The 13616-nt window shown below is 44.9% G+C and carries 10 protein-coding genes; 4 read left to right on the forward strand and 6 right to left on the reverse strand.

The annotated features are described in order from the left end of the window. Positions 1–45 precede the first annotated feature (45 nt). The 6 genes from MKX34_RS28970 to MKX34_RS28995 form a co-directional block, all read right to left on the reverse strand. Positions 46–1506 carry a CdaR family protein gene (locus MKX34_RS28970; protein WP_081383885.1) on the reverse strand — a complete coding sequence of 487 codons (1461 nt, stop codon included), beginning with the start codon at positions 1504–1506 and terminating at the stop codon, positions 46–48. After that, positions 1499–2329 carry a diadenylate cyclase CdaA gene (cdaA, locus tag MKX34_RS28975; RefSeq protein WP_036681290.1) on the reverse strand — a complete coding sequence of 277 codons (831 nt, stop codon included), beginning with the start codon at positions 2327–2329 and terminating at the stop codon, positions 1499–1501. The genes MKX34_RS28970 and cdaA overlap by 8 nt, the downstream gene beginning before the upstream one ends. A gap of 214 nt (positions 2330–2543) precedes the next feature. Continuing rightward, positions 2544–3158, reverse strand: a complete 615-nt coding sequence (locus MKX34_RS28980) for a zf-HC2 domain-containing protein (protein WP_036681404.1) — start codon at positions 3156–3158, stop codon at positions 2544–2546. 122 nt (positions 3159–3280) lie between these two features. Then, positions 3281–3847: an RNA polymerase sigma factor SigW gene (sigW, locus tag MKX34_RS28985; RefSeq protein WP_036681288.1), complete on the reverse strand. Its 567-nt coding sequence runs from the start codon at positions 3845–3847 to the stop codon at positions 3281–3283. A gap of 514 nt (positions 3848–4361) precedes the next feature. Beyond that, a complete protein-coding gene (gene ppc / locus MKX34_RS28990; RefSeq protein WP_036681287.1) occupies positions 4362–7154 on the reverse strand; it encodes a phosphoenolpyruvate carboxylase in 2793 nt (930 codons plus the stop codon). A gap of 234 nt (positions 7155–7388) precedes the next feature. Next, positions 7389–8282: a LysR substrate-binding domain-containing protein gene (locus tag MKX34_RS28995; RefSeq protein WP_036681285.1), complete on the reverse strand. Its 894-nt coding sequence runs from the start codon at positions 8280–8282 to the stop codon at positions 7389–7391. A 165-nt stretch (positions 8283–8447) separates the two neighbouring features. On the opposite strand from MKX34_RS28995, the gene MKX34_RS29000 reads away from it, so the two are divergent. From MKX34_RS29000 to MKX34_RS29015, 4 genes are all read left to right on the forward strand, one after another. Beyond that, positions 8448–9416, forward strand: coding sequence for an ABC transporter ATP-binding protein (locus MKX34_RS29000; protein WP_076099886.1), 969 nt, complete (start codon positions 8448–8450; stop codon positions 9414–9416). Between the two features lie 90 nt (positions 9417–9506). Further along, the gene (locus MKX34_RS29005; RefSeq protein WP_076105570.1) at positions 9507–10586 is read left to right on the forward strand and encodes an ABC transporter substrate-binding protein; all 1080 of its coding nucleotides are present in this window, start codon (positions 9507–9509) and stop codon (positions 10584–10586) included. 5 nt (positions 10587–10591) lie between these two features. After that, entirely contained in the window at positions 10592–12271 is a 1680-nt protein-coding gene (locus MKX34_RS29010; RefSeq protein WP_076296477.1) for an iron ABC transporter permease, read from the forward strand. Then, the gene (locus MKX34_RS29015) at positions 12268–13578 is read left to right on the forward strand and encodes an MBL fold metallo-hydrolase (protein WP_076147414.1); all 1311 of its coding nucleotides are present in this window, start codon (positions 12268–12270) and stop codon (positions 13576–13578) included. Before MKX34_RS29010 ends, MKX34_RS29015 begins: the two co-directional genes overlap by 4 nt. Positions 13579–13616: the final 38 nt, after the last annotated feature.

The following is a 13616-nucleotide window of genomic DNA, read 5'->3' on the forward strand; positions in this document are numbered from 1 at the left end:
CATATGATTTGCATACTATTTTGGTGTACCTCTGGGCTCAAAAGATTACGTCCCGCCCGTACCTACAGGATTTTCGGAATTCGTACTTGTGTTAGCTGTGCCGTTATTCTCCGGATTGGTATCCGTTGGTACAGGCGTTGGTGTTGCTCCAGCCTCTCCGCTATGAGTGGGCTTCTCCGTAGGTTCCTCATCACCTATAACAGGTTCAGAACTTGGCTCAGGAGTAGTAGTTACCCCCCCCGTATCTGGATGAGGTGTAGGAACTGGCGCTGCAGGTGATAACAGCTGCACGGTCACAGTAAGAGGCACCCCTGAATTGGCTAGTGCGATAAACTGGGGCAGCGATACCCGCAAAGAAACCTCGTGAGTTCCAGCCGAAAGACCGCTAACATCAGCCACAACCCCTATATCTTTCTTATCAAGTTGATCTAGTAAAGCAGGCGCACCCTTTAAGGTAAGCGCTATTTCCTTGCTTGAAGGATTAACAATACTTCCTTCCAGATCATCCCCCACACCCTGAAGCTTGACAGGTACCGCCTCAATCGTCCGCTCAGCAATTTCTGAGATGGTTAATGAAACATTCACAGCTTCGGGCATGACTTTCTCCGTTCCAGCCGGAGGCTTCAAATCGACCTTTACTTGTTTCGTTCCAGCAGAATCTATTGCACTAAGGTTAACAGTGGCTTCATAGGCTGATAAAGCTGCCAAAGCCTCTGCTTGTCCATACACTACGACTGCTTCCTGCTCAGGTGTCACTTTGGATAATACGAGAGAATCTGGGAGTTGTCCAGTAAAACCAATCTCCAGCGGCACGCTCTTAAACGGTAAGGTAATCGGCAATTCCACGGATACAGTAGAAGGCTCAATTACAGCATTTTTAATTTCATTTCCATCCTTATCATAAGCGTGTAGCTTCAATTTTTTCTCTTTAAATGTCTCATTTTCACCGTTAAGCTCAATGGTTCCTTGTATCTTAGCTACCTTGCTCAGTTCATTATCAGCAAGTGTGACTTCGACAGTATCTGTAGGCTGCAGGACCGGGGTGCCTATTTGGTAGCCCTCTGCAGGTTTCCCCTTCGTAACCAAGGATATGGGAAAAGACTTTGTATTCCGTGATTCTACATGTACGGTAACCTCTTTAGGATTCATTCTTACCAGGGATACACCTTTTGGCAGTTTATAATAAAGTGGCAACGTGGTATCTCCAGGTTCGACCTTAGTCAGATCAAGCATTACTTTATAGTCATCCGAGAACTGAAAGGAGATATCGGAATTTTTACCCGCTACCTCCAGACTCACACTGTCGACAGCCAAAGGTTCAAGGACATATTTATCCTCGTCAAGGCCGGTCACTTCAATCTTCACATTCTCAATAGTTTTTGTTTTAATATCCACTGTTGTCTGTCCAGAAGGCGCAGTATCGACATGAACCATCGTAAACAAAATGATCCCGAACACAAGGGCCAGAATCTTATTGAAATTGTTATTGTTCATCCACTTATCCATGATTCTTGTCCCCCTTCCGTTTCCAGAAAGTTGAACCCTTCTCCTTCAGCGATGAACTTACACTAAGCTCTTGATGGAGCTTCGATATCATGGATTCTTCCTTAATGTCTCTCACGATCTGGCCATTAATTGCAAGGGAAATCTGCCCTGTCTCCTCTGAGACAATGACAGACACCGAGTCCGCAACCTCACTTATTCCTATAGCAGCGCGATGACGGGTTCCCAGTTCTTTGCTGATAAAAGGATTCTCGGACAAAGGCAAGTAACAAGCAGCCGCAGCAATCTGATTTCCCTGCATAATAAGGGCTCCGTCATGCAGAGGTGTATTGGGGATGAAAATGTTAATGAGCAATTCTGAGCTGACCAGGGAACGCATGGGTATACCTGACTCTGTATATTCGTTTAGCCCCGTCTCCCGCTCAAAAACGATTAACGCCCCTATTTTTCTGCGAGATAAATAATTCACGGCTTTAATCACTTCGCCGATTAACTTACTGATCTCTTCGTCACTTTCTCCAGCCCGTCCGAAAAATCTGCCCCGTCCAAGCTGCTCCAGTCCCCTTCGTAGTTCCGGCTGGAAAATGATAAAGACAGCTAAGACCCCGAATGTAAACATTTGATTCATTAGCCATTTAAGTGTATACAAGTCCAAGATTGTGCTTACCGCCCAAATCAAGACCAGAACCAGTATCCCTTTTAAAAGCTGAATCGCCCGCGTCCCGCGTACCATATTAAGCACTTTATAAATAATGTAACTGACGATTAGGATATCAATTATATCTTTAATGGAATCTTTCCATGTTAGCTCAGTAAAATAACTCATTGCCTAAAACCCCCGTCATTTCAAATTAGCTGGGTTTATGTAAAATGTCTGTTAGCTCTGTATCATATCTAGGTTATAACGTTCGGGCTTCAGTTGCAAGTTTAGTCCCTCAATCCTTTCCGAAACCACCCAATTTAAGGAAACAAAAAAGCGCCATCTTTCCGGAAAAAGAGGCGCTAATTAATATTCCTGCTCAAGGTAACCACTGCCCGCATTAACGGTAGGCAACTTCAGAGAACATGTTCGTCACTTTATACCAGAACCAGCTTACTGCCTGGTCTATGCTTTTGACTTGCCCAGAAATATGAGCTGTTGAAGCCTGATATAGAGATCCGTCAATGACTGTCACGTTGCCGTTCACTTCTCCATATACCTGTGCTTTACCGTTCTCTATGGTAAGGTCTCCGGTAATTATTTTGCCGGAAGGTACAATTACAGTATCCCCTTTGATGACCACTTGATCCAAATCAACACCTCTAACTACAAGCTGTCTGTCTGGACTCCAAAAAGTTACGGTGCTCATCAGCATAACGACAAGGAATAGAGATGCCGCTGTAAGTGCAGGGTGTCTCTTGATCCAGGTAATAAAGGCTTTTTCTTTCTTAGTCTTTGGCAATGAACTCATTATCCGGCTCACAAGATCATCTGAAGCTACAGGATTCTGATGCATTAGGGAGAACATCAACATATCTGTCTGTTCTAATTCTTTAAACTTTGCACGGCAATCTGGACAGGATAGAAGATGCTCCTTCAATTCCCTCTGCTGCTGTTCGGGCAAGTCGTCATCCAAGTAGTCATGCATCATAGAGACGGCCAGTTTGCATTCCATAGGAGCCAATCCTTTCATGAGTGCTATTTAATTATCCTAAGACAAAGGGTCAGGACACATAAGACTTGCTTAACTTACATACGTCGCTCTCGAAAAGATGTTTCATAAAAAAAAATCTATTTTTACATTTTTGGGCCTAATTTTTTACGCAAAAATTCACGGCCTCGATGTACACGCGTCTTAATCGTGGTCACGGGCATATCCAGGACATCACTAATCTCCTGAAGTGACAGATCCTGCAGGTACCTCAGAATCATCACCGACCTGTATTTCACAGGCAGACTGTCAATCGCCTCATAGATTAGCCCCTGCGTCTCAGAGAGCAATAGTTCGGTCTCAGGTGTCACATTATCGCTCGGAATCAACGAGTATCCATCAAGGCCCTCCTGATCGTTCATTTCAGCATCCAGCGAATAGGTTGGTTTTCGTTTACGCAATCTATCAATACAGAGGTTCGTTCCAATCCGGTAAATCCATGTGGAGAACTTCTGTTTATCATCATAACGATCCAAATTCCTATACACACGCAAAAAGGTCTCCTGAACAATATCCTCCGCCTCATGGCGATTGTTCAACATCCTGTAAGCTAAATGATATATTTTGTCTTTATATAGTTCCACAAGCTCGGCAAATGCCCTTTGGTCGCCCTTCAAGGCGAGCTTTGTCAATCTGCCTTCCAAATTCTCCACCTGTTAACTCCCCCAGACTTGCCGCCCTTGGTATTTCTTCGCAAATATCCACGGTACAAGCAATTAAATCGTAATTCAAGTTTGTGTAAAAATCAAGGATTGTATTGTAACCTTCTATGTAAACTGAGTTAAAAACTGGACAACTTGGTATAGGCGATTAAGTGCGGCTCCGAGAAATATTTGGACTTCCGGTCGCTGTTATCCTCACATTTCCTGATTATAAACCGCATATAGCGGTCGAAATCTGAGGATAAAGGCGAACGCTGGCGCTCCTACAGTTCCAAATATTCTCTACGCTGCTCCATCACCGAAGTAATAAGTGCCACTTTATTTACCTCCGATTACATCTCGGTTACTTGGGTAGGGTAATAAAAAAAATATCGGGTTTGACTCTCCAATATTTAGGAACAAGTAAAGTTCACAGCAGCAATATACAGTTTATGATCACAACAACTTGTATTAGGCAAAAAAAGTCCGCCCCAAATAGGGCGGACTTTTTGTTGTTAAGACTATATCAGCCGGTATTCCGAAGACCGGCGGCAATGCCGTTGATGGTAAGCAATACTTCGCGAAGCAGTTCGCTATCATCTCCATCGATTTCACGGAGCGCTCTAAGCTCGGATAGCAATTGAACTTGCAGGTAGCTAAGCGGATCAACGTATGGATTACGGAGTCTGATAGACTCTTGAATCACAGGAACGTTATCAAGAATATCCTGCTGGCCTGTAATCTTCAGGATCAGCTCAGAGGTCAGATTAAATTCATCTTCAATCTGGCCGAATATCCGTTGACGTGCTTCCTCGTTCTTGCCCATGCTGGCGTATTCCTTAGCAATAATCAAGTCCGCTTTTGAAATAGCCATTTGCAGCGTATCTATCAGTGTAGTAAAGAATGAGAAGTTCTCATACATATGTTGCATTATCTTCAGATTCTCTTCCTTACCCTCATAGAAACTCTGCAGTCCGGTTCCAGCAGCGTACCAGGCTGGGAGCAAATAACGGCTTTGTGTCCATGCAAATACCCAAGGAATTGCACGCAGATCTTCAAAACGGTCGCTGTTCTTCCGCTTGGAAGGACGGGAACCGATATTAAGCTCTCCAACCTCAGGCAGAGGTGTTGATTCTTTGAAATAAGTCAGGAAATCTGGATCACGGAAGATCAAATCCTGATATTTGTTCAGCGAGACTTCAGAAATCCGGGCAACAATCTCTTCCCATTTCTCTTCATAAAGATCCGCTTGTGGCACTCTCGCACTAATTGCTGCAGTTACAAGCGCAGATGTCGCTTGCTCCAGACTGCGGTAAGCAATCCCCTGCATCGAGTAACGGGAGGAGATCACTTCTCCCTGCTCGGTAATCTTAATCCCTCCGCCAATTGTCGAAGCTGGCTGAGCAAGAATACTGCGGTTAAGTGGCATACCGCCACGGCCGAGCGCTCCACCACGACCATGGAAGAACTTCAGCTTGATTCCGAACTGATCGGCTGTCGCTGTAATTTCTTTTAGGGCAACACGCAGTTCCCAGTTAGCAGTAACCACGCCGCCATCTTTATTACTATCTGAATATCCAAGCATGATTTCCTGCAAATCATTCATTGCTCTTACCGCATCACGGTAGATCGGCATACTGAGCAGTGTGTGCATAATTTGCGGTGCTTCATGCAAATCATCAATCGTTTCAAAAAGTGGCACAGCTTGCAGGGTACATACAACTGTACCGTCGTTATCCTTGCGGAATAGTCCTACCTCTTTGGCGAAGACCATAACCTCCAGAATGTCGCTTGCAGCTTCCGCCATACTGATCAGATAACTTGTGATACATTGTTTGCCGTACTCTTCCTGCGATGCGAAGATCGTCCGGTAAACCGCCAGACACTCCTCTGTACTTTCAGTGTAAGTCTGGTAAGAAGAGGTCAACGGACGTGGATCATTCAGCAATTTCTCCAGCAGATCAATCTTCTCGATCTCCGTCAACTTAGAGTAATCCGGCGAAATGTTCATCTTCGCCAAAATTTCTGTCATGGCATTCTCATGTTCTTGGCTATGTTGACGCACGTCAAGAGTTGCCGTATGGAATCCGAACAGCTCCACTTGGCGGATTAGCTTTTTAATATAGGTATCGGCCACATAGTCGGCATAGTGATGTCGTAGACTGCGGTCAATGACATTCAAATCATCTATGAACTCCTCAGGTGTAGCATAACGCTCAGGAGTATCTTTTTTCTCATCATCCAAAACATTTTGTGTCTTAGAGATCATGTAGCTAAGTTTAATTCGGTAAGGTTCGTTGTCATTGCGCCATTCTTCCATCTTGCCTAGGTTAATGATCTCACGATCAGCTTCGATGGATTCTACTAGCTCAGGCGTCACTTTAACAATACTTGTGCTAAAGCTTAGATATTTCATGAGTTCACGCATAATCCGCTGATATTCACGAATGGCCAGCTTACGCTGCATGCGTAAAGTCTGCGCAGTGACTGTTGAGGTTACCGATGGGTTACCATCACGGTCTCCACCAATCCATGATCCAAAACGCAAGTAGGTTGGCACATGCCAATTCTGTCCAGGATAGTATTTGCTCAGACAGCGTTCAAGCTCTTGATACACATCCGGCAATACATGGAAAATAGTCTCATGGAAATAGTACATTCCATTGCGCACTTCATCGAGTACTGTTGGCTTGCGGTCACGTAGCTCATCCGTTTGCCAAAGCGTAATCACTTCATTCAATAGCTTCTCGCGAAGCTGTTCACGTTCACGGAAAGTTAGAGTAGGGTTATCAAGACCCATAACATCATCGGATATCCGTTTATGAATATCGAGAATCGCACGGCGCATGGCTTCCGTTGGATGTGCCGTCATTACAAGTTCCAGAGACAATCCTTCAATAATCTCGTTGACTTCCTCATGAGAGAAATCACGTTCACGAAGCTCTTGAATAGCGCTTTCTATAGAACCGGGTTGAACTGTCTCCCCAGCTGAACGTTCATAGTCACGTTTACGGCGAATCCGGTGGTTCTGTTCGGCAATATTCACCAATTGAAAATAAATGGCGAACGCTCTTATTACCTGATGACGGTTCTCCGGATCCAAAGAATTGATTAACTCCTTAAATTCACTATGCAGTTCAGGTAAAAATAGTGAGCGTAGCGATTTACTGGTCTCGCGGATCTTCTCCACGATCTCTAGCAGTTCGTTACCGCCTTGGTGAACCAAGACCTCTCCTAAAATGTTCCCCAAGAACCGTACGTCCCGTCGCAGCAGATTGTTAGAGTTGCTTTTGCTGACGGTAGTCGTAAGTTCGGTCATGCTGCTCCCCCCATTCTCTTCCGGATCAATGTGTTAAGTTTGTCTGTCTAAATATCGTCTATTAAAGCTTCCTCATATCATACAATAAAACCGTTTGAAAATCTGCAACTTTTTTGTGCTGTAAAGCGACACAGCACCTAAGATTATACACCAATTTCTGAATTTATACAGTCCTTATATTTTATGTATTCTTTCATATATATAATGGCTCTATCGTATATTCTCTATGTATGCTTATATTCGGATTGTGCGGAGCTGGTCAATGAACAGTCCAATTAAAGGAGAATAATGACGATCACGGTTATACGAATAATAAATATGTCTTTCAAAATTATAATCCGGAATGGCTCGCATTAGCAATCTTCCTCTGGCTACCTCGTCCTCCACAGCAAGTCGTGAAATAAATGAGACATGCTGTCCACTCATAAGCGATTGCTTAATCGCCTCCAGTGAATCGAGCAAAATATGCGGTTTTGATTCTTTTCCCTCTCGTTCAAACCATTTATCCGTCAAATGGCGTGTGCTTGATTCCTTGTCATGCAAAATAAAGCTCGCTGAAGCGATCATCGCCGAGTTTAAATTAGAAAATCCGGCAAAATCATGTGTAGGTGCAAAAACAAGGACAAGCTCATCTTCACATAAGGCTTGAGTATGCAGATCAGGCAGATAAAAAGATTCCGTAGACAAGATACCAAGATCAATCTCATGACTGGCAAGCATTTCTTTGATCACCGGTGAAGGTTTAACCGATAAAGAAATGGTAATCCCCGGATGTTGTTCGCCAAACAGCCCCAATATTTTTGGAAGAATATATGTAGCTGGAACATAACTGGCACCAATTTTCAGCGTCCCCCGGCCTGCCTGACTGAACTCTTTTACCACCCGCTCCGCCTCCGCAGCAAGCGCATTGATTTTGATTGCATAATGAAGAAAAGCTTTACCACTCTCCGTAAGAATCATTTTATCCATTCTGGATTCAAATAACTTCTCCCCCAATTGCTGCTCTAAATTCTTCAAATGATACGTAACGGTGGGCTGCTTTAGTCCAAGTTTATCTGCTACCGTGGTAATTTTTTTATGTTTATTCAGCAGTTCTACAATTTCCAGCTTCATTAGATTAAGGTTCATTCTCTTCCACTCCCTCGCCTTTTCCTAAACGGTAACATAGAAGAATTCTATGAATGTTAAAATAAATCGGCAAAAAAGTTAATATCACAGTTACATTCAGCAAATATAGCGGGAATTCTTTACCTTTACACTAAGAACAAGCTTAAGAACAGGCAGGTAGATAGAATGAAGGAAATTACAATCCACAGATTGGAAAAGAAATTCGGAGATGTGCATGCCTTAAAGGCTGCAGATCTGAAGATTCCCGCTGGAAGCTTTACGACATTACTCGGTCCTTCAGGTTGTGGAAAGACGACACTACTCCGTCTGATTGCTGGGCTGGAAACACCGGATGCAGGAGAAATTCTGATCGATGATGAGTTTATTTTTTCAGGCAGCAAAAGAATTAGCCACCCTATTCATCGCCGTAACTTTGGCATGGTTTTTCAAGATTTCGCCCTCTGGCCGCATCTGACTGTGTTCGAGAATGTAGCCTTCGGACTTCGAGCTTCCAAACAAAAAAAGAATTTACGGGTTCGGGTACAGGAGGCACTTCGATCGGTCAAGCTGGAGGGGTTAGAGCTGCGTTTTCCACACCAGCTGTCCGGTGGACAACAGCAGCGGGTTGCTTTTGCCCGAGCCGTAGTCATGCGCCCTCAGCTTGTATTATTCGATGAGCCATTAAGTGCGCTAGATGCGGTCTTGCGAGATGAAATGAGGCTGGAGTTAATCTCCTTGGTGAAAAACATGGGCATTACAGCCCTGTATGTGACGCATGATCAAACCGAGGCGATGTCTATGTCAGATGAAGTAGTTGTAATGCAAGGTGGCACTATTTTACAAAGTGGATCTCCTGAGGACATTTATCGTAAACCGAGTCATCCCTTTGTGGCACACTTTATTGGAAAATCCAACTGGATCGTTCCGGATAAACAGATGCTGCGTCCAGAACATTTACGCTGGTCTCAGGAGGATGCTTCCTTTCTTCCTTTTACAGGGACTATTCAGCATGTGAGTTATATGGGGGATCGCTATGAGATCATTCTGAACATGGAGCACAATGGGACTTGGACCGCTTATCATGATCGGCGCCTACCTGTAGGGGAAAAGATTCAGCTGTACGCTTCAGAGCACCAAATTCATCATCTGAATTAAGCGTCCACTGCATGGAATGGCTCTATATGATGCTGTTCCATGCAGCAAGATGCACACAACAATATTAGGGAGGCAATTACATTGAATCAAATGAAAAAGACAAAAGGGTTAAGTTCACTTCTTCTAACAACTGCACTTGGTATTACTCTAGTGGGCTGCGGCTCCTCGAACACCCCTGCGGCTAACGCAAGCGACAACCAAACCGATACTGCGGCGGCGACGCAAACTGAAGCCCCACAACCAACAGAAAAGACACTAAGCGGCAATCTTGTCGTTTACAGTGCAGGCCCTGAAGGTTTAGCCAATAAAATCAAAGACGGCTTTGAAGCCAAAACTGGCGTTAAAGTTGAAATGTTCCAAGGCACTACAGGAAAAATACTTGCCCGCATGGAAGCAGAAAAATCCAATCCGGTCGTTGATGTTGTTGTCCTCGCCTCTCTTCCGTCCATGCAAGGAATGAAAAACGACGGATTATTACTTCCATATAAAGAAGCGATTAATGCAGACAAGCTGGTTAGCGATTGGTCAGATACAGATGAAGGTAACTATTTCAGTTACAGTGCATCCGCACTCGGTATCGTCTACAATACCAAAAAAGTAAGCTCACCGCCGACCTCCTGGGATGACCTCAGCAAAGCGGAATGGAAGGGTGCAGTCAATATCCCCGATCCTTCACTTTCCGGCTCGGCTCTTGATTTCATGACTGGGTATTTAAGTGCTAAGGGGGACAGTGGCTGGGATCTTTTTAAACAATATAAAAGCAATGAAGTAGCTATGTCAGGCGCCAATCAAGAGGCACTTGATCCGGTGATTACCGGTGCTAAATCCGTCGTTGCTGCTGGCGTAGATTACATGGCTTATAAAGCAAAAGCTGACGGAGAACCTGTGGATATCGTCTACCCTGCTGAAGGAACTGTAATCAGCCCTCGTCCGGCTGCGATCATTAAGACAAGCCCGAATGTAGATAACGCTAAGGCTTTTATCGACTACCTTCTCTCCGATGAAGCGCAAGCCCTTGTTGCCAAAGCCTATTTGCTGCCAGGCAGAACTGACGTGAAGGCAGAAAATCGTGCCAATCTTGAAGAAATCAAAACATTTGATGTGAATTGGGAATGGATGAATGAGCACAGCGATGAAGTTTCCTCGACCTTCACACAAATTTTTAAATAAGCGTAATGAATACTAACTCTTTGCGCTCATTTAAATGGGTGAGCGGTGGACTGGCTTTATTTATACTAACCGTGCTCGTGCTGCTGCCACTCCTGCTCATTTTCTGGACCAGTATTTATCCAGAGGGGCATCTCGACATAGCCGCACCACTACGAACCATTATGGGGAGCAATGACCTAGTAGAGGTGCTGCTGAATTCTATCGGGCTTGGGGTAAGCGTTATTCTGCTAACTACTTTGTTTGCGCTGCCTCTAGCCTGGATTATGGCAAAAACCGACTTAGGGCGCCACAACTGGCTGGATGTCGTGCTGTTAATTCCATTTATGACGCCGCCTTACATTGGTTCTATGGGCTGGATGTTGTTTATGCAGACGGGTGGGTATATGGAGCAATTTCTGCCCTCCTCCTCCGTGCTTACACCGTATTTCTTTAGCTATGGGGGTATGGTGCTGATCATGAGCCTTCACCTGTTCCCCTTCCTGTATCTGCTGCTGCGCAATGCGCTTTTGCAGATCGGGGGCAATCTGGAGGAAGCAGCCTCTGTTCACGGCGCCCCCTTCTTTTACAGATTTAAAAGAGTGATTATTCCTTTACTGCTCTCTAGCTATGGGCTTGGAGCACTGCTCATCTTCGTTAAAACAATTGCTGAATTCGGTACCCCTGCGACCTTTGGCCGTAGGATCGGCTTTTACGTTCTGACCTCTGAGATCCATAAATATATCTCCAGTTGGCCGATTGATTTCGGTAAGGCTACTTCACTAGCCTCCTTGCTGCTCGGAGTTTGCCTTGTCATGTGGTACATCCAAACTGTAATTAGCAGCCGCTACTCTTACCGTCTGATCGGTGGAAAAGGAACTCGTACTAACCGTTATAAGAGTACAGGAATCGTAGGGTTTCTTAGCTGGGGTTATGTTCTTCTATTGCTTCTGGCATCCATCGGCATTCCTTATTTCTCTATCATAACAGCCTCATTATTGAAGCTTCGGGGAGAAGGTGTATCCTGGAGCAATCTAACCTTAAAACATTATGAAGAGCTGTTATCCCCGGGTTCGCAAGGATTTGAGGCCTTATTAAATAGCTTTACATTAGCTATCGTTGCTTCCAGTATCGCTGTTATTCTCGGGACTTGGTTTGCCTTAACGGTAGGAAAAGGGGCTACATTCAAGCAGAAAATTACAGATTTATTCAGCTTGCTTCCAAATACAGTCCCGGGAATTGTAATTGTAGTAGGGCTAATTCTGCTGTGGAATGCCCGCTGGATGCCTATCCCGCTCTATAATACCTACTGGATGGTTGTACTGACTTATGTCGTACTTTTCCTTCCTTATACTGTTCAGTATGTAAAAGCAAGCTATGGGCAGATCGATTCCTCTCTGATGCAAGCGGGACAAGTATTCGGAGGTAGTAAGCTGTATGTGTTCCGCCGTATCCTGCTTCCCCTCATCCTTCCGGGGATGGTGGCTGGCTGGATGATGACCTTCACCATTTCCAATCGGGAACTGGTAGCCTCCTTACTCATTCTTCCGCCTTCAATGCAGACATCAGCGACCTATATTTTTGCCCAGTTTGAACAAGGTGCGGTAGCGATGGGGATGGCCATGGCTGTAATTTCAGTAGGTATCACCACCATACTACTATTAGTCTTAGAATATTTAAGCCCAGATAGAAAGCGGAGACAACAATGAGCAGACTAACGATTTGGGGAGGGGCCGGAGAGCATGGCCGTTCCTCCTATCTTTTGCAGGGCAAGGATTCACGAAATGGCATCCTGCTCGATTGTGGCGTAAAAAAAGAAGGCCCCGGTGAATACCCCCTACTTGATACGGATATTATTCCACATTTGCAGGCAGTATTTCTGTCTCATGCTCATGAGGATCATTCCATAGCGCTGCCCTTACTTTATAAACACGGATACAGAGGTAAGGTATGGACTACTAGATCCACCTCATTACAGCTTCCTGATTATTTCGAGGCCTGGGATAAATATGTGGCAGCTCAATCCGCCCCGCTCCCCTATGAGGAAACGGATAAAGAAGCTATTCAATTCAAGTATTTAGAGGAGTATGTCTCCCCTCAAACTTGGCTGACGCTTGCGCCTAACCTTCGAGTTCAATGGGGACGTAGCGGGCATTTAGCAGGTTCGGTTTGGCTGGGCCTAGAATGGGAGGACAAAACTGTATTTTTCTCAGGGGATTATACGGAGGAGTCACAGCTGCTCACGGCAGACACCCCAGCAATTATGGAAGCCGAAGCTAAAAATGTGGCTGATCTGTCCATTATCGATGCTGCTTATGGGGCAGATCCTGATGAGCAGCTTGTAAAATTACAGCAATTAGAGATAGCCATCCACAACACCTTGCAAAAAGAGGGTACAGTCCTCTTTCCTGTGCCTATCCATGGCAGAAGCCAGGAATTGATCGTATGGGCAAATGAATGTTTTCCAGATCATCAATTGATCGTTGAAGAAGCACTCGTCGCTCCTTTACGAGCATTAAGCGACAAGGTGGAATGGCTGAAAGAGGACGCTATTCCGCGCGCAAATGCGCTTTTTAACAGAAAAAACTTGTGTGTTGTATCTAATTCGGACGAACGCGCGAAGGCAATGTTGAATCTTAAGGGAGCTATCGTATTCACCAATGACGGGATGATGCAGTCGGCAAAAGCGCAAGAATACTTTCATCAACTCTCTGTTTCTCCTGACAACCATGTGATTTTTACGGGACATTTAGCGGCAGGAAGCTTTGGACATCGTCTCGTTAAGCAAGCTATGATCGAAGAATCTAGCAGCGTACGCTGTACAGTCTCACTTATCCGCTATAAAGTCCATCAAGGCTTGCCGGACATTCGCAAAATGCTCCAAACGATTCCCAGCCACCGGACAGTGCTCGTCCATGCTCCCAAACCACATATCGACCAAGTAGCTTCTATATTAAAAGGAGAAGGTTTCACAGGACTATATTCTTTACAACCCGGCAGCACGCTTTCGTTCTGAATCTTATTTATGTAACATCATGAGAAAAACAATGGGGC

It is taken from the genome of Paenibacillus sp. FSL R5-0636 (assembly GCF_037974255.1).
GTDB classification, from domain to species: domain Bacteria; phylum Bacillota; class Bacilli; order Paenibacillales; family Paenibacillaceae; genus Paenibacillus_AQ; species Paenibacillus_AQ odorifer.